The 17,491-nt window shown below is 44.4% G+C and carries 21 protein-coding genes; 9 read left to right on the forward strand and 12 right to left on the reverse strand.

Annotation, left to right across the window (positions count from 1 at the left end; genetic code table 11):
- Positions 1 to 1,585, forward strand: a 1,585-nt coding sequence (locus GDA45_04965; protein ID MBC6414214.1) for a cadherin-like beta sandwich domain-containing protein, incomplete at its 5' end; no start/stop codon positions are given.
- A 366-nt stretch (positions 1,586 to 1,951) separates the two neighbouring features.
- Here GDA45_04965 and rlmH read toward each other — a convergent pair.
- The 5 genes from rlmH to holA are packed head-to-tail and all read right to left on the reverse strand — an operon-like array spanning position 1,952 to position 5,690.
- On the reverse strand, positions 1,952 to 2,422 hold the full coding sequence (gene rlmH, locus GDA45_04970) for a 23S rRNA (pseudouridine(1915)-N(3))-methyltransferase RlmH (GenBank protein ID MBC6414215.1): 471 nt from the start codon (positions 2,420 to 2,422) through the stop codon (positions 1,952 to 1,954).
- Positions 2,406 to 2,765 carry a ribosome silencing factor gene (gene rsfS / locus GDA45_04975; GenBank protein MBC6414216.1) on the reverse strand — a complete coding sequence of 120 codons (360 nt, stop codon included), beginning with the start codon at positions 2,763 to 2,765 and terminating at the stop codon, positions 2,406 to 2,408. Before rsfS ends, rlmH begins: the two co-directional genes overlap by 17 nt.
- Positions 2,762 to 3,403: a nicotinate (nicotinamide) nucleotide adenylyltransferase gene (gene nadD / locus GDA45_04980; protein MBC6414217.1), complete on the reverse strand. Its 642-nt coding sequence runs from the start codon at positions 3,401 to 3,403 to the stop codon at positions 2,762 to 2,764. Before nadD ends, rsfS begins: the two co-directional genes overlap by 4 nt.
- Positions 3,396 to 4,646: a glutamate-5-semialdehyde dehydrogenase gene (locus tag GDA45_04985; protein ID MBC6414218.1), complete on the reverse strand. Its 1,251-nt coding sequence runs from the start codon at positions 4,644 to 4,646 to the stop codon at positions 3,396 to 3,398. The genes nadD and GDA45_04985 overlap by 8 nt, the downstream gene beginning before the upstream one ends.
- Before the next feature lie 18 nt (positions 4,647 to 4,664).
- Entirely contained in the window at positions 4,665 to 5,690 is a 1,026-nt protein-coding gene (holA, locus tag GDA45_04990; protein MBC6414219.1) for a DNA polymerase III subunit delta, read from the reverse strand.
- A 31-nt stretch (positions 5,691 to 5,721) separates the two neighbouring features.
- Here holA and GDA45_04995 point away from each other — a divergent pair, with 31 nt between their 5' ends.
- Positions 5,722 to 6,600 carry an NAD(P)-dependent oxidoreductase gene (locus tag GDA45_04995; GenBank protein ID MBC6414220.1) on the forward strand — a complete coding sequence of 293 codons (879 nt, stop codon included), beginning with the start codon at positions 5,722 to 5,724 and terminating at the stop codon, positions 6,598 to 6,600.
- Positions 6,601 to 6,634: 34 nt separating this feature from the next.
- Here GDA45_04995 and GDA45_05000 read toward each other — a convergent pair whose 3' ends face one another.
- Positions 6,635 to 6,940 carry a hypothetical protein gene (locus GDA45_05000; GenBank protein MBC6414221.1) on the reverse strand — a complete coding sequence of 102 codons (306 nt, stop codon included), beginning with the start codon at positions 6,938 to 6,940 and terminating at the stop codon, positions 6,635 to 6,637.
- Positions 6,941 to 7,157: 217 nt separating this feature from the next.
- On the opposite strand from GDA45_05000, the gene GDA45_05005 reads away from it, so the two are divergent.
- The 7 genes from GDA45_05005 to sctV are packed head-to-tail and all read left to right on the forward strand — an operon-like array spanning position 7,158 to position 13,059.
- On the forward strand, positions 7,158 to 8,249 hold the full coding sequence (locus GDA45_05005) for a hypothetical protein (GenBank protein ID MBC6414222.1): 1,092 nt from the start codon (positions 7,158 to 7,160) through the stop codon (positions 8,247 to 8,249).
- Between the two features lie 23 nt (positions 8,250 to 8,272).
- Entirely contained in the window at positions 8,273 to 9,400 is a 1,128-nt protein-coding gene (gene sctW / locus GDA45_05010) for a type III secretion system gatekeeper subunit SctW (GenBank protein MBC6414223.1), read from the forward strand.
- Positions 9,401 to 9,409: 9 nt separating this feature from the next.
- Entirely contained in the window at positions 9,410 to 9,796 is a 387-nt protein-coding gene (locus tag GDA45_05015) for a hypothetical protein (protein MBC6414224.1), read from the forward strand.
- On the forward strand, positions 9,793 to 10,170 hold the full coding sequence (locus tag GDA45_05020; protein ID MBC6414225.1) for an STAS domain-containing protein: 378 nt from the start codon (positions 9,793 to 9,795) through the stop codon (positions 10,168 to 10,170). Before GDA45_05015 ends, GDA45_05020 begins: the two co-directional genes overlap by 4 nt.
- Positions 10,171 to 10,560 carry a hypothetical protein gene (locus GDA45_05025; protein ID MBC6414226.1) on the forward strand — a complete coding sequence of 130 codons (390 nt, stop codon included), beginning with the start codon at positions 10,171 to 10,173 and terminating at the stop codon, positions 10,558 to 10,560.
- A complete protein-coding gene (locus GDA45_05030) occupies positions 10,560 to 10,940 on the forward strand; it encodes a hypothetical protein (protein MBC6414227.1) in 381 nt (126 codons plus the stop codon). Before GDA45_05025 ends, GDA45_05030 begins: the two co-directional genes overlap by 1 nt.
- On the forward strand, positions 10,930 to 13,059 hold the full coding sequence (gene sctV, locus GDA45_05035) for a type III secretion system export apparatus subunit SctV (protein MBC6414228.1): 2,130 nt from the start codon (positions 10,930 to 10,932) through the stop codon (positions 13,057 to 13,059). Before GDA45_05030 ends, sctV begins: the two co-directional genes overlap by 11 nt.
- Positions 13,060 to 13,111: 52 nt before the next feature.
- Here sctV and sctU read toward each other — a convergent pair whose 3' ends face one another.
- The 6 genes from sctU to GDA45_05065 form a co-directional block, all read right to left on the reverse strand.
- Positions 13,112 to 14,158: a type III secretion system export apparatus subunit SctU gene (gene sctU, locus GDA45_05040; protein MBC6414229.1), complete on the reverse strand. Its 1,047-nt coding sequence runs from the start codon at positions 14,156 to 14,158 to the stop codon at positions 13,112 to 13,114.
- A complete protein-coding gene (sctT, locus tag GDA45_05045) occupies positions 14,155 to 14,955 on the reverse strand; it encodes a type III secretion system export apparatus subunit SctT (GenBank protein ID MBC6414230.1) in 801 nt (266 codons plus the stop codon). The genes sctU and sctT overlap by 4 nt, the downstream gene beginning before the upstream one ends.
- The gene (sctS, locus tag GDA45_05050; protein MBC6414231.1) at positions 14,955 to 15,224 is read right to left on the reverse strand and encodes a type III secretion system export apparatus subunit SctS; all 270 of its coding nucleotides are present in this window, start codon (positions 15,222 to 15,224) and stop codon (positions 14,955 to 14,957) included. The genes sctT and sctS overlap by 1 nt, the downstream gene beginning before the upstream one ends.
- 2 nt (positions 15,225 to 15,226) lie before the next feature.
- Positions 15,227 to 15,877 carry a type III secretion system export apparatus subunit SctR gene (gene sctR / locus GDA45_05055; GenBank protein ID MBC6414232.1) on the reverse strand — a complete coding sequence of 217 codons (651 nt, stop codon included), beginning with the start codon at positions 15,875 to 15,877 and terminating at the stop codon, positions 15,227 to 15,229.
- 181 nt (positions 15,878 to 16,058) lie between these two features.
- Complete coding sequence (locus tag GDA45_05060) at positions 16,059 to 16,631, reverse strand: FliM/FliN family flagellar motor switch protein (GenBank protein ID MBC6414233.1); 573 nt, start codon at positions 16,629 to 16,631, stop codon at positions 16,059 to 16,061.
- Positions 16,624 to 17,451 (reverse strand): hypothetical protein, encoded by an 828-nt coding sequence (locus GDA45_05065; GenBank protein MBC6414234.1) that lies wholly within the window; start codon positions 17,449 to 17,451, stop codon positions 16,624 to 16,626. The genes GDA45_05060 and GDA45_05065 overlap by 8 nt, the downstream gene beginning before the upstream one ends.
- Between the last annotated feature and the right edge of the window lie 40 nt (positions 17,452 to 17,491).

The raw sequence follows: 17,491 nt of genomic DNA on the forward strand, positions 1-17,491 counted from the left end.
TAACGGCATTACGATAGCATTGATGCCTGCTTTTGCGTCAACGATGACCAGCTATGCGGCAAGCGTAGCCCATACGGTAGCTGAAGTGCGAGTGACACCGGTAGCGGCTGAAGGCATGACAGCAACGATTAGGATAGGTGATGAAACTATACCCAGTGGTGACTCAACTAATATCAGCTTAGGAGTACCCGGCACAGATACCAATATAGAGATAGTAGTGACTGCTCCGAATGGGATGACGACGAGTAGCTACACGGTGAGAGTGAGCCGAGCATTGAGTGATGATGCGACTTTGAATGCCTTGACACTAACAGATAGATTTAATGAGGATAATTTGGTCAGGGTAGAGCCTTTTGATGAGGACACATTAGAGTACACTGCAGAAGTGCATCATACAGTGTCAACGCTTACTGTGTCGGTATTGGCAACTGATAACGAGAATGCAGAGATTACAGTGAACAGGGCTGATATAGAAAGTGGCGAAATGCTTGATATAGCATTGCCTGAGGCGGGTAGTTCTACGAAGATAGAGATAGTCGTGACCGCTCAGAATAGAACAACGATGAGGACCTACTTGGTAACTGTGAATCGTGCTGCAACGCCCACGGATAATGATGCAACACTGTTTAATATAGCACTGATGGCGAATGGTGAGACGATAGAGTTAGATTTTGATAGCGAGGTGCCTAGATATACAGTGAATGTAGACCATACAGTAGCTACTTTAGAAGTGACCCCAATTGCGAATAGTGATGATGTGGAGCGTATCACGATAAACGGTGCTGAGGCCAAGAATAAGGATGCGATAGATGTGGCACTAGGAGACGCCGGTACATCTACTGATATAGTGGTTATAGTCACCGCAGCTGATGGTATAACGACGGCGAGTTATAAGGTAACAGTGAACCGAGTATTAAGCAACGATGCCAGCTTGAGTGCTTTAATGCTAACGGATACTGACAACAATGTGATTACATTGACACCTGATTTTGCATCAACGGTGACTAAATACACTGCGAGCGTGGCAGAAACGGTGACTGAGGTGCGAGTGACACCAGTAGCGAGCGAAGGCACGATGTCAATGATTAGTATAGGTAATGAAACTGTAGAGAGTAGTGCTTCAATTAGTGTGGATTTAGGTGCAACCGGCATAGATACGGACATAGAGATAGTCGTGACTGCTCCGAATGAGACAACGACGAATAGCTATATTGTGACAGTGAAACGTGCACCAAGTACAGATGCGAGCTTAAGCGCATTGACGGTATCGGCAGGCACATTAAGCGAACCCTTTGGTAGCACGACACTGAACTATACAGTATTGGTTGAAAATGATATTGAGAGACTAACCGTGACCCCGACAGCGACTAATGCCAATGCAACTATCACGGTAAATACTGTGCCAGTAGAGAGTGGCAGTGCGAGTAGTGACATTGAATTAGCCGAAGATGGAGTCACCACGATTACGGTGGTAGTGACCACCCAAGATGGCACTACGAAAGAAACTTACACGATAGCAGTGAGTCGCTCAACTGCCGGCATCCGTGTCCGGGTTAAGGTCTTCCTAGAAGGACCACTACGCTAAATCTGCATTAACGGTTTTAGGAAGTTTTAGTCAAAATAGATCTGCTCTTAAGTGGTCTACCTTTGTTGCATGTTTTATGCATTCGTCAGCCATAGCGAGTGGTGGTGCTGGCGCCAATATCGCCTACCGCTAGAGCGATACGATATTATTTAGCGATGAGAGCTATACTAGCAAGAGCTTTGGCAATGATGCTAATGGCATCAAGCAACTCTTAAGCTGGTTTTGCAACCAAGGCGGACATGGTTGTCCCTTGTGCCTTGAAGCGATCAGCGGGTTAGAGATAAGGCTTTGCTTGATGGGCTATCAAGCTCAGTATCCGATACGCTGGGTACTGACTGACAATCCGCCATTGTTTTATTTTAGTCATCACCGATGATAGGGATGTTTGTTGAGTATAGTCCAAGCTCTATATAGTTGCTCGACTAATATCAGGCGAGCGAGTGCGTGCGGCAGTGTCATGCAGGATATAGACCAGCGCGCGTGGCTTTGCTCTATACAACGAAGGTCTAGTCCGTCGCTGCCGCCGATTAAGAAAGCCAGAGTTTGATGATTTTGTATACATTGATTTAGTTGATCAGCCAACTGCTCGCTGTTTATTTGTTGTCCGGTTTGGTCAAGTGCGATGATATAGGCTTCTCTCTCTATTAGCGAGAGTAGTTTTGCACCTTCCTGGGCAATTGCTTTAGACACAGGTTGCGATGTACTACGCTTAATTTGCGGGACTTCTATGATCTCTAAGTTGATATCATTGATACGCCTTTTATAATCGGAAATGCCGGCAGTGACCCAAGTCGGCATTCGTCGCCCGACTGCGAGTATTTTAATATGTATCGGCATGTGTGGTTTGCTTGCCGATTTCGGTGTCTTGCCATAGCCCTTCTAAATCGTAACGGCTGCGGGTTTGTTGCTGCATCACATGTAGCACAATATCACCTAAGTCTATTAGAATCCATTCGGCAGTATCATAACCTTCACAACCTAATATTTTGATGTTATTTAGTTTGCTTACTTCAATCACTCGATCGGCAATGGCTTGTCTATGCCGTTTAGAGGTGCCACCGACAATTACAAATAAATCGGCAATAGTAGTTTGCTTGCTGATATCTAATACGACAATATCTTGCGCTTTCAGTGCCTCCAATTGTGCTATCACAAGTGTCTTGAGAGCGTCCAGTTTCACGATACTTCTCTATAATGATAGAGCCGGTTTTTTTTAATATAGCTCCAAACGACGGCGGGCAATAAATATCGTGGTTGTATACCCTGCGCAATCATCAGACGGATTTGGCTTGAAGATATATTGATAAAAGGCTCAGACATAAATAATATGTTACCCGCCGAACGATGTGACATTTCCTGCAAAGTCTGCACTCGCTGCCAGGCACTTTTGCTATCGTATAATTTTACTCCAGGCCGGGCGACAACTATCAGGTGTAGTAACGATGGTAGTTCAGTAGCCTTGTACCAGTCGTTTATCTCGTTGTATGCGTCGGCACCCAATAGCATTGCAATTGGTAAGTCGTTTCCTAGTGCTTTGCGCAGGTATGTTGCAGTATCGGCAGTGTAACAATTATCTGCGCGCTCTAGCTCGCAGCGATCGACGATTAACGAATCACCGGCGATAAGCTGCAACATATTGTAGCGATGTGTAGCTGAACTATGCATTGCGCTCTTGTTCGGATGAGCATAACACGGCAGTAGACGCAGTTGGCTAATTTCGGGTTGTGCGAGCACCTGCAATGCGATTTTAATATGTCCCAGATGTATAGGGTCAAAAGCACCTCCGTATATTGCTACGATGCCGGTTTGATTATTCACGTATATGACCGTCTCCGAAGACGATATACTTTTGTATAGTCAGGCCTTCCAATCCCACCGGGCCGCGCACATGTAAGCGATCAGTGCTAATGCCGATCTCAGCACCCAATCCGTATTCATAGCCGTCGGCAAAGCGAGTCGAGGCGTTGACCATCACCGAACTTGAATCAATCTCGCGTATAAAACGCATAGTGCGCGCATAATCTCGGCTAACAATGGCATCAGTGTGATGCGAACCGTACCGCGCTATATGCGCTATTGCTTCGTCAATACCGGCAACTATTTTAATTGCAATAATCGGTGCCAGATACTCTTCGTGCCAATCAGTTTCGCAAGCGGCTTTTATTTCAGGCACTATTGCACAGCTCTGCTCGCAACCTCTTATTTCTACCTGATGGATTTGCATATCATGTGCATAGCGTGGTAAAAAATCCTCCGCTACTGATTGTGCAACCAGCAAGGTTTCCATAGCATTACAAACTCCATATCGCTGTGTTTTGGCATTTACTGCAATGGTCAATGCTTGTTCTAAATCGGCACCATCGTCTATATAAACATGGCAGACACCATCTAAGTGCTTAATCACCGGAATAGATGATTCACGACTGATGTATTTGACAAGCTGTTTGCCGCCGCGCGGGATAATCACATCTATGCAGTCATCTAGTTTTAACATCTCGGCAACTGTTTGTCGTCCTGGTGTTTGTATTAATTGCACACAATTCACCGGCAGTCCAGCTAGTTGCAGACCTTCGGTTAAACACTTGGCGATGGCGATATTGGAATAGATTGCCTCAGAACCACCACGCAATAACACGGCATTGCCAGCTTTGATGCATAGAGCTGCTGCGTCGATAGTTACATTTGGCCGCGACTCATAAATCATTCCGATAACGCCCAAAGGTACTCGCATGCGCCCGACTCTGATGCCCGAAGGGCGAGTGGATAGATCCGATATCATGCCGACTGGGTCGTCCAGTTCGGCGATTTGTAATAATCCGTCAGCCATCGCGTTAATGCGATCATCATTGAGTTCTAAGCGGTCTATCAATGCTGCACCAATTTTGCGCGCACTAGCAGCGACTAAGTCCTTATTATTCTCAGTAATCAAAGCGTTGCGTTTTGCGATTAAAATCTCGGCAGTTGCGCGAAGTGCGCGATTCTTCGTAGCAGTATCAGCACTGGCAATTATCGGTGCACTTGCTTTGACTCGTTTGCCTATTTCCGCAATAGAATCACTCATAGTTTCTATAGTATCTTGTCATAGTATATTGCTTTTTAATTTTGCATTGAGTACCGGGACTGCGCAAATAGTCAATACCAAACAATGTAACTGTTGCCAACTTTCCTCCAAAGACTGCCCTTTGATAGCCAGATCAGTTTCGTAACAAGTATACAACATCATCAGCCATCGGCTTTTTAACTTTCTTTGTAATGCTCTGCGAAATACTGGTTGTTTATTTTTCCATACTGTATTCATAACTACGGCTAACGATTCACCTGCCGCAAGCCGATATTCCATTTTGAGCAATGTGCGTATGTTATTTGCTAAACACCATAAAATTAATTGCTCAGCTGTCGCCTCGCTACGCAGGCTATTGAGAATTCTCAATGCTCGCGTGGTATTGCCACAAACTGCGGCATCGGCTAATTCAAAAGCACTGTAGTGCGCGCTATCGCCGATGATTTGTGCGGCTTGTTTAAGGCTGATAGTTTTATCTTGATAACTCAGTTTGAGTTTTTCAATTTCTTGTGCTGCCGCTAGCAAATTGCCTTCGGCACGTTCGGCAATGAGGTCTACCACACCGTCTTCGGCATTTATATTATTACGTAGCATCCTCTCTAGTAGCCAGCTTTTAGTTTCGCTGTGGCTTTTAGAATAAACTTGCACCCACACTGCTTTTTCGCTTATCTTTTTCAGCAATGCCGAGCGACCGTCTACCTTTGGTGCTTGGACTATAAATAGCACATCAGGCGGTGGCGTTTGTAATACGCGCTTGAGGAAATTGGTTGCCTTGGTATCAGGCTTGGCGTTCGTTAACCGTATATCGATGATAAGACGCTGGGCAAACAACGATAGATTATCGGCTTGTAGAGCTACGGTGTGCCAATCAAACCCGCTGTCTACGAAGTACATCTGGCGTTGATTATAGCCGTGTTTGTTTGCTATCGCGCGGATTAAGTCGCCTGCTTCCATCAGTTGTAGAGGTTCTTCACCGGAAACTAGATAAAAGAAATCTAATTTTTTTTCCAGTAAACCGCGTAACTGGTTAAAATAAACTTTCATTTTTAATCCTCAAGACTGTGCATTTAACATAATGACTGAAAAAATTGCTTTTGTCGGTATCGGCATCATGGGAAGACCTATCGTCCAAAGGCTATTGGTTGCCGGGCATCAGGTATTCATTTTCGCACGACATCCAGAGGTTGCCAAACCTTTATTAAAGCAAGGCGCTTGTTTATGCAAAACCCCAGCGAGTGCTGCGTCTAAAGCAAGTCTCTGTTTTTCCATGGTATCAGATACCTCCGATGTTGAAGAAGTGATATTGGGGGGCGATGGCTTTGCCGAAGGTGCGAGCCGCGGTGATGTCATAGTCGATATGAGTACTATTTCTCCTGAGGCTACATGTGACATTGCAGAGCAGCTGTCGGGTGACGGCATTGATATGTTGGATGCGCCGGTGTCTGGCGGTGAGCAGGGAGCTATAGAAGGTAGATTATCTATTATGGTCGGAGGGAAGGAAAACATCTATAACCGCGTGTTACCAATATTTCAAATCATGGGACACAATATCGTGCGCATTGGCGCACACGGTGCTGGGCAAGTCGCCAAAGCGTGCAATCAATTATTAGTAGCGCAAACTATTGTGGCAACTGCAGAGGCGATAGAGTTTGCCGAGCATTCTGGGGTCGATGCGGCACGAGTGCGAGAAGCGCTATTGGGTGGTTTCGCTAACAGCAAGATACTCGAAGTCCATGGCCAACGCATATTAGCCGACGATTATAAGCCTGGCTTTAAGGCTGCTTTGCATTTCAAAGATTTAAAAATCGCTCGCTGCTCGGCAAGCAATAATGGTATTTATTTAGCCGGTCTAGAACATGCATACGACTGTTTGCAGAGACTGGTAGAACGCGGCGACGGTGAACTTGATTCGTCAGCGATGGCTAAAATCGTAAGCGAAGGCGTGCATAAATAGCCTCCGGTTCTTATATTTATAGCGTAAACCGCAATCAGCGGTCAGATGCTACTATTGAACAAGTTGAAGCAGAGAATCCTTTTTTGGCTTTCTTTTGCTCGGACGCATGAACTGAAATCGCTTCATGGCATTCTTCGCGCGATGCAAAATGCCCTAGTTCCATGCTCTTTGCCGTACCAGTTTTGTGGACCGCCGCTTCCCACATCATGCCCGGCACCACGCCGGCTTTTGCCGTCATCTCGCTTCCTTTCTGGGCGTGTTTCTGCGCCCCTTCTTCGCTCACGCACGCCGACAAAGCGATTGCAATTAAGGATAGCAACATATAAGCAAGTAATTTCATTATTTTTTCCCCAATACAGATTTGTCAGAATTTGATGTAAAGCATAACAATAATGGCAACAAAATACAAGTGCTCGGCCAGCGTGTATAAGCCCAGGCATATAATTCCTAGGATATTGTCAAACCAGAGTAAAAATATCTAGTAAAACTATGCTAAAATCAGCACAAACAGTTTTATTTTTTATACAGATTAATCACTAATATTTAAGGAGGCAACAATGAAAGGAATAGATAGCACACAGCCACCCCCACCCCCACCAGAAGCCAATCAACCGTTGCCTGCCGACGGAACGGTGTTAACGAGTGTTCCGCTAAAGCCTGACACTGATGGTGTTCCATCTCCCAAAACTGACAAAAGCGACGCACCTGCTTTGGACTACAATCCAAATTCTGGTATTAATATAGATTTGTCCTCGGCTTTGAGTTTGAGTGGTACTATGGCTGGTTCGGTAGAAGTTGATGTTTTTGCCATCATGGATGTGATGGAAAAATCAATGATAGAAAACCAGAAAGTAGCGGAAGAAGATGCGCTCCAAGCTGCCCTGGAGGTTGCTGCTAAATTGAAATCTGCAGCGCATGCTATGCGTGTTGCAGCAAAGTTTGCGCTCGCCTCAGGGATTGCTATGGGTACAATGCAATGTGTCGCCGGGGCGGTATCCATAGGCGGTGCGATACAAAGTACCCGCACATTATCAGCCTCTGGCGAAGCACCCGAAGGACCAGCTGAAGCACCTGAACCGACTGAAGCACAAGAGCAAGAGAGTACATCATCTGTCCCAGAGGAGTCAGCCACAGAGCCAACGGAAGGCAGCGAGTCTCGGCAGCAACAAGATGCCGATGAGGCCAGCGAGGATATACAAAAGCAACAGAATAAACTTCAAGAAACCATAGAAAAAGCTACCGCAGGATCGGATATTACAGGTGATGAGAGCACTCAGGTGTCCGACGATGCTACCACTGATGAAGGCATAGAAGAGAATAAATCCGAGCAGAAAAAAGCTAAAAATCAGGGCGGCGGTAACCTAATGGCATATCAGAAGGCTCAGAATATAGCAACTTTTGCTCAAGGTGTATCTCAAGTGCTGCAGGGTACCGGACAGATTATCTCAACAGTGCTCAAATACTATTCGGATGAAGAACAAGCTGAGTCCAAAGAGATCGAGGCGCAATCGGCGCAGGCGCGTAGCGTATCCGAACAAAAGAAAGCGTACGCCCAAACCATACAAAGCGACGCTGATAAAATCTTCGATCAAATGCAGCAATTATCACGGAGCCGTTATGATACTATGGAAACCATCACTAGGGTCTAACGCATAACCTGTCCAGCTAAGCGATGTCTAATATCAATAATAAGGCCGTTGCACCACCATTGCCGTCTGGTACTCTCAGTCAATCTTCTGGTAGTACAGCCCAGGTCGATGGAAGTTATCGCGGGCAGACAATCAGTTTAGCAGCAGACCCAGTCGAATTACTGGAAGATGCAGCTGAAGAACTAACTTTTGCGCACAGTGAGAAAGTTGAAAAAAAACTTGCCAAGCGGGAAATCGGCAAAAAACAAGAGTTGAAGTCTTTTGCACAAGAGCAAGCGGAACGTTATTTAAAGCAAGTCCCAGACCTTGAAAAAAATAAAAAACTTGCTGCTTTTGCAAAGCAAATCGCACAGCTGGAAGCACAAACCGCCCCGGAAAAATTACGCGAATACGCCGAACAATCTTATAACGATGTAAGCCATCAATTTCTCGCACTGTCTTATACGCGTGATCTATTACAAGCACAAGGTGCGGATTCGACTAGGATTGAGAACTTAAACAAGTCAATAGAGCAGCTCAAAGACCAACACGGTTCGGCTATTCGTGCTGGCATCAATATCTCTAAAAATGCCAATGATACGGCACATAAGGGGGTCGGTGATATTCAAGGACTTAGAGATTTATATAGAGATGTCGTGCTTGATTATGCTAGCATCACGCAAGCATACGAGCGAGTCGTCAAAGATTACAAGGGCGAAAGTTTTACCGACGCAGTTGATTTTGTGCTTGGCGGACTGGTTACGGAGGCTGGAGAGGATAATAGATCGTTACCTAAAACGCAATTAAAAGCGATTATGGATGATATTTATCAGCTTAAATTATTAGGTAGCATGTATCATCAGTGCGATGGTTTAATGGACAAAGTCCATAGCAATTATCAAACGGCATTAGCGCACGGCGGGCAAGCGTTGCTAAAAGAAATATTGACTTTGAAAGAAAAGGGGTGGTACAGCGACAGCACGGTCGAAAACATAGCTGATCAACTTGATGTAAACCCAGTGCAAGCGAGAATATATTTCTTAAACGGCTTAAAGGATGTGGTGCGGCTGATCCCTCGCAAAGCCTTTGAAGATGAAAATAAGCGAGCCGAACTGATAGGTAGCATTCAGCAAGCATTAGACGCGACTATTGATAAGGAATTCGGAGAGTAGGCTGTCTAGATGACTTCACAGCGGGATGACGCCCTGACAACTTTTATGCAAAACTTAGGCTTGCGGGGTTTTAATATTAGTGCCACCAATCGGCCGTGGGTAAACAATCTAATTATTGGTGGTGGTCGTTATGTTTTAGATGTAGAAGAAATAAGCGACGAACGCGGCGTCGTTCTAGCACTATTTAGCAAAGTGCCGACCCATCAGCTATACGACAATGCAAGGCAACTGTTGTTGGCTTGCTACTATAACAAATTCTTACCAATGGTTGTACAAGTCGGTTTGCGAGGCGACGATACTTTGGTACTGATGGTACGCGTGGAACAAGTGTCGCCGCAAACATTAAGCAGAGCTTTCGATTTGATGTTTCAATTATATACGGAAATAGAGGCATGACTTTTATAACCGAACAGGGTTTGGAATTACGCATAGTAAAAGAAAAAAATAATTTAGCACTTGTTGAATTGGAAGGTCGTCTAGACTCGACGAACGCGTCTGATTTGCAGGTCGCCTTGCAGGCGTTGATAAACGATGGTGTGGCGAATATTATTTTGTCATGTGGATCATTGCGTTATGTTAGTAGTGCTGGCCTCAATGTGTTCTTAAAAGCGTTTAAGGAAGTATCTAAGCGCGGCAACGGACATTTCTCGCTCTGCTCAGTTGCAGAAAATATAAAGCGTGTTCTAGATATTACCGGATTTTCCAATTTTATACCGTTGTACGCTGATTCCCAGCAAGCTCGCCTACAGCTGCAAAAAAAGGAACTGTAAATGGCGGTTTTACTTGGTTCAGGCATAGAACGGGTATTACACCAACCGCGTATACCGGATAGTACCGCGGCACCAATTTTCCCAGATAGCAAAGCAACCAGACCACTGGGTATACATGAACCATCTAACCTAGAGAAAATATTTAACACCAGCTATACCCGTCAGTTAATAGATAGGATGATCTACCCTAAAACCCCAGAAAATGAGGTGATGTTGCCAAATGCATATAGCGAAGCGCTTGACACCCTACGCAAAACAATAACTAAAGAGAACAAGCAATTGCGCGATATAGACCCTAAGAAGATAAAAAATGCACAGACTCTGTTTGAACAAATGCACAACGATTATGAGGCTTTTTGCATGGGGCGAGACCAGCTTGTGCAGGGCTAATGGCAGAGCACACGATTGATAAAGCTTATGTAAACTGGTTGCTGAGCACAGCGTATTCCTATTTAGCACAAAACATGGCCTCTCAGGCAATCACCATATTGGAATTACTAAATGCTTTGCAACCTAATAATCAACAGGCATTGAGAATGTTAGCTTATGCCTATCTTATGGCTGAGCGCTATCAGTCGGTTATAGAGGCTGCCGCAAACCTGGAACGACTTATTCAAGTCGACGACGAACAGGTCGCATACTTGCTTTTATTGCGCACCCGTGCATTATGGGGGCTTGGCAAGGGTGAGGAGTCTCAAGCCGAGTTTGCAAAATATATGGAGTCAGTTTCGCGCTTTAAACCTATCTCAACGCAACCGAATGATAGATAAAGACAATATCCAAAGAATATTAATTAAAATTACTTCGCGCAACGATGTCTTGCTTGCGTTGATGCTGGTTTTTATTATCTTTATGATGGTGCTACCGTTGCCAACCACACTCATAGATATTTTGATAGGCACCAACATGAGTATGTCGGTTATCCTGCTGATGCTGGCGATATATATTTCCTCGCCGCTGGAGTTTTCAGCATTTCCTTCGGTGTTATTGCTGACCACCTTGTTTAGACTAGCACTGTCTATATCAACAACCCGATTAATCCTACTGCAAGCCGATGCTGGGCAGATTATATTTACTTTTGGTAATTTCGTAGTCGCCGGCAATTTAGTTGTTGGTATGGTAATCTTTTTGATTATTACTATCGTTCAATTTATGGTCATCACTAAGGGCGCAGAAAGGGTGGCAGAAGTCAGTGCTAGATTTTCCTTAGATGCGATGCCCGGCAAACAAATGAGTATAGACGGCGATATGCGTGCTGGGGTCATTGATGTAGAGCAAGCTAGATATCGTCGCTCGTTAGTTGAGAAGGAAAGCCAGCTATATGGATCTATGGATGGTGCAATGAAGTTTGTCAAGGGTGATGCCATTGCCGGTCTGATTATCATCGTGGTTAATTTAATCGGTGGTTTAACTATTGGTATTGTACAGCGCAATATGGATGTAGCAGAGGCGATGCATGTGTATTCGACGCTAACCATAGGGGATGGATTGATTACCCAGATCCCGGCATTGTTAATTGCGCTGACTGCCGGCATTATCGTCACCCGAGTAACCACCGACAGTGGCAGTGACCCTTCAGCCAACGCTGATTTAGCGTCCGACATCAGCGGCCAAATAGGAGCTCAGCCACGCGCCCTATTAGTTGCATCAGGCTTGATGCTGGTATTCGGTATAATCCCTGGTTTCCCTACACCAGTTTTTGTACTGCTGTCTATAGTAACCGGCGGCGGCGGCATATATTTGCTGTATAGTGCTAAGAAAAAAGAGGCGATGAAAAGCGAAGATAATTTATCAGCTTCTCTTCCCTTCAACGCGTCGCCCGGCGAGAGCGCACCTACTTCAGGAAAATTAACCGAACAGGAGGAATTTACTTTGAGTGTACCTTTATTAATTGATATAGAAGCCAGTGTGCAGGAACACCTAGACACGAAAACCCTCAACGACGAATTATTTAAAGTGCGGCGAGCACTCTATCTAGATCTAGGCGTTCCTTTCCCCGGCATCTACTTACGTTTTAATGCGAATATCAGCAATGTCGGAGATTATTCGATCTTGATGCAAGAAGTGCCAGTAGCTCACGGTAACCTCAAATATGGCTGTGTGCTATATAACGATAACAAAGAACAAATGGAGATATTAAACATTCCCTTTGATACTGACCAACCTTTTCTGCCGGCACAAGAGGCGCTTTGGGTGGCGGACGACTACAAAGAGCAGCTAAATAAGGCAGGTCTTTCTTATATGGAATTGCCCAAGATACTCACCTTTCACCTCTCATATGTCTTGAAAAGATATTCCGAAGATTTTATAGGTATACAAGAAGCTCGTTATCTGTTGCAGCAAATGGAGATTAATTTCTCCGAACTGACTAAAGAAGTGCAAAGGATTTTACCCATACATACGATTGCCGAAGTCTTACAGCGTCTAGTTAGCGAGGATATTTCTATCCGCAACATGCGCTTGATATTGGAGGCCTTGGTAGAGTGGGGACAAAAAGAGAAAGACACAGTTTTACTCACTGAGTATGTGCGCGGGAGTCTGAAGCGCTATGTGAGTTATAAGTTTAGTAGTGGGCAGAACACTTTGCCCGCCTACCTGCTTGATCAGGACTTAGAAGAAACAATTCGCAAAGGAATTAGACAGACCTCGGCAGGCAACTATTTGGCGTTGGATCCTACGGTTACGCGCAATTTTGTTGAGAGAGTTAAGCAAACCGTTGGTACTGATATTGCCAGACGCACTAATAAACCAGTACTAGTGACAGCAATGGATATACGTCGTTATGTACGCAAGATGCTGGAGGTCGAACTCTACGAGCTTGCTGTGTTGTCTTATCAAGAGTTAACTCAAGAAATCACCGTACAGCCGCTGAGCCGTATCGGTTTGTAAGGCTCTTTATAGCCTACTGCTGAATAGTATGGATAATGTAGCTGGTCTGGTTTCAGAGTTCTCGTATTACGCGCAATACTTCGGCGACTGGTTTAATTAAATCAGTCGGGATATATTGGTTGATGTCGGCTTGATCCATCAACGCGTGGGCAAGTGGCACATTTTCCATGACTGGGATGCCTTGCTCGTGGGCAATTTCTATGACTCGCTTGGCCATCGTGCCTTGCTCCTTAAATGTAACTACAGGTAGCGGTGTCTCTTCGTCATCGTAATAGATGCCGATAGCCATACGCGTAGGGTTGGTGATAATGACGCTTGAGCGACTGACATTATTGGCAACCTGACTGTTAACGATTTCTTGAAATAACTGGCGACGATGGCTTTTCACTTCTGGACTGCCTTCCATTTCTTTGAATTCTCGCTTAACTTCGTCTTTGGTCATCTTGAGGTTCTTAATATAGTCGTGCTTTTGAAAGAAATAGTCGGCAGCTGCAACAATGATAAACGCAATAACTGCATAGGTTATAATTTTGCCCATTAGATTACCAAATATCGGTAATAAGCAGTCTAAACCACATTCTGGTATCAACAGCAAAGCACGAAGATCGTGTCGCAACGCTAGGTATATCAAATAGCCTAAAAATACTATTTTGAGAATTGATTTGATCAACTCAACGAGATTTTTTTTAGTGAATATATTCTTTAACGCTTGAGCAGGATTAATCTTTTTATAGCCTTCTTTGATTACCTGCGGAGCGAATAATCCCCCAGTTTGAAAGAAATTAGCCGCAATGCCGACTATTAGCGCAATGCCGATTACCGGCAGAGTTATGATCATTGCGAGTTTACCAGTTTCAAATAGAATCTCACCCAGTGCCGCCTTAAAATCAATGCCGTAGGTAGTCACTGGCAATGCAAGTAACTCACGGAACTCCCCCATATAATAATCGCTTGCCAGCCATAAATAAGCTAGCAGAAAAATAATAGACGCAGCACTAACAACTTCTTTGCTTTTGGCGACTTGCCCTTTCTTGCGAGCGTCGCGTAACCGTTTCTGTGTAGGGGGTTCGGTCTTATTACCACTACTGGCACCGCTCATTGCTTACTCCATACGGTATTCAAATCCGCGTAAATATCAGGAATAGTCGCTAGTTTATCACCGAAATAGGCGATGATGGTTGCTAAAAATACAACTAATATGAAATTGGATACTGCACTTTTAATAGACATAGACATAAAAAAGATATTGAGCTGCGGGGCAAAACGGCCGATTAACATCAAGCCGAATTCAGCTGCAAACATTGCGATAATTACTGGCGCACCTAATAAAACGGCTAGCAAGACAATTTGTCCGAATTGCTTTAGCATAAAGAATACGATATCAACATTCAAGTTAGGGAAGAAAGATGAAACCGGCCATACTCTATAGCTTTCATAGATACCTTCGATAAAGATTAAAAATAGTCCGGTGACGAAAAATACTGCAATAATTGTATTGATTAGAAAGTTACCCATCGGAGATGCTTGGTCTCCGGTCAGAGGATCCATAGAACTTGCCATCGTCGCACCGCGCTGATTGTCGATAAAGAAACCAACTGCTTCTATAGCCCAAAACATTAATGCGACGATAAAACCCATCGTCACTCCTATGAAAATCTCTTTAATAATAATAAACAACAACATACTCTGCGATAAGGAATTAATAACCTCTATTTCGGCATAAACAACCGGATAGAGTATCAGTGCCAGACTAAGCAAGATGCCGTTTCTCGTTAAAGTACCGCCTAAGGTGTGCGCACTTAAAAATGCAAGCATAGCAAATATGCTGATAAGTCTCGGCAGGGTTAAGCTATAAACGATAATATGATCTTTGAAGAAGTCAATTAACACCTCCATCAGAAGCCAACCTCGGAAATCTTCTGGAAAGATATAAGCCCATAAGCGAACAACTCTTCGCCTAACTGACTCATAGTTAAAAACAGCGTGGCGACGATAGCAATGAGCTTGAACGCAAAAGAGATGGTTTGCTCTTGTATTTGTGTCAACGCTTGGATCAAGCTGATCAGTAAGCCGACTAGAGATGCCACGACAATCGGTGGCATAGATAACATCAGCACGAGCAACATTGCATTGCTGGCGTGTTGTACTATCTCTCCTTCCGTCATGATTACTTATAGGAAAGCACTAAACCTTGAATGAGATAGGTCCAGCCATCGAGGAAAACGAACAATAGTAATTTGAATGGTAACGATATCGTCATTGGCGAAACCATCATCATACCCATTGCCAGCAGGATATTGGAGATGATTAAGTCTATCACTATAAACGGTAAATAAATTAAAAAACCGATTTCAAAAGCGGTGGTCAGTTCGCTAACTGTAAATGCCGGCAAGAGAATCAATAAATCATCCTCTTTCATATTTTTCGTGTGTTCTTCCCCCCATAGGTCATAGGCAGCTGTCATGAAAAATTCTCTATCTCTATCACTACTGTTTTTGAACAGGAATGCTCGATAGGGTTGTGAACCAGCTTGAATGCTCTGCATTATTCCTTGCGGGTCGTCAAGATCCACTCCTTGCTGAGCAATGATATCGTAGCTTGCAGTGAGCACTGGCATCATGATGTAAATGGTCAGTATCAATGCTAAACCGTTCAATGCCATATTCGGTGGTATTTGCTGGATACCTAGTGCGTTTCTTATCAATGAAAAAACGATGACTAGTTTAGCAAAAGAGGTCGCCATTACGACTAAAAATGGCACGATTGCCAAGCCGCCCAGAACTAAAATTAAGGTAGTCGGGTCGGGGAAACCATCCATCAGTTATTCCTCTTATAATTTTGCGTAGCTCTTTTAGACAAGATATATTTCTTCCTATGTACTTACCAACGCTATGGCTTGTAAACAAACCAGCCCAGTTAGTGTGCGTTATTGATTGTCGGCAACAAAAACACCAAGCAGTGTGCTGTAAAGATTTGCGTGCCTGCGAACTGTGGTACCATCATCCATCGGCCTTCTCCTGATGATATAAATTTAAGATTCGCACCCCTGCCCGGTTTTCAATTTGTACCAATTCGCCGCGACCAACTAGCACACCGTTGGCATGAATATCCACCTGTCCTGTTGCTTGCTTGTTTAATTCAAGCACATAGCCTGGTTTGAACTGCTTTAGTTCATTTAAGGAGACAGTGAACTTGTCGGCAACAAACAGGAGTTCTAAAGGTAACTCGTCTAACCCGTTGAGCTTGGGAGAGTCTTGTTGCATGTCTAGGTTATCCCAATGATCGGCTGTTATTTCCGCTGCTGCAGTCGGCGGCGGTTCACTGGCAGGAGGCTCATCGGAGAGCGGGTCTCTTTCAGGCATCGATTGATCGCTATCCGGGGTATCTATATCTTTGCTAGTAGCGTCTTGCTCCTCAAACAGTGGGTTCTCAGTCGATGTTTCTCCGTTCTCTTGGGTTTCATCTTCCGGTTCTGTACGCAAGAGTTCTTCAGCCTGTGAATCCTCGTTCATTTGATCTCCGACCTCTAAGTCTGTGTTCAATCGCTCTTCAGCCTGCGAATCCTCATTCATCGTGGTCCTCAACTTCCTGCTCTGGGATTTTCGGGTTTTTAGTTTCTAAATCTTCTGTTGGCTGTTCATCGCTTGCCATCACGCCCCTCCGCTTTTGGATAATTAGTTTATTCCCGTCAATAACGGATGAAAAGCTTATACTATCACTGATTTTAGCATATACCTTTGTTAAGTCGGAAAATGCTTTATCAAGCAATATAATGTCGCCCTTCTCTACCTGACTAAACTCCTCTATGCTCAATGTGACTTCAGCAGCTATCACCTCAACCGTAGCGCATAAGTCTTCGGTGTTTATGCCAGACACTGGTACGGCTGCCGCTTGCCATACTTTATGTAGTGTGTTGATGGTTTGTTCATCGGCATCGGCAAAGGCCTGACCGGTGATAGCACCGTTTGCTGACAACAAATGGAAAAATAAACTTGAGTCAGACGACTGAATAGGCTGACATTCTATATCTTCAGCATGGAAGTTACCTATTGCATGCTCAGTAAAAAAATTGCTAATCGGGTTAAACGCGGCTATGACGATAGATTTTCTTAAGTCATCAGGTAGCCCTGCGAGTTCCTCGAGCGGTAACCAATCCGATAATAGCAAATTACAACAACTCGCATCAATGCCAAGGCGCATACTGCTCCCGTTGATACTGCAATGCACGGTAATCGGAAAACTGCAAGATTTTATGTCTGCAACGGGATTTAAAGCATACGCTTGCCCGCCAATAGTAAACTCCAACTTATTTGCATCACCGTGATTTAATCTATTAGAAAATCCTACGGCAGTAGCCGAAAGCTGTGGATATTTTAGCGTCTGTCCTTCCATGTATCATCCTTCTTTCTGCTGATGAGTTAAAAATCATTGA

It is taken from the genome of Chromatiales bacterium, from assembly GCA_014323925.1.
Taxonomy (GTDB): Bacteria; Pseudomonadota; Gammaproteobacteria; order Poriferisulfidales; family Oxydemutatoraceae; genus SP5GCR1.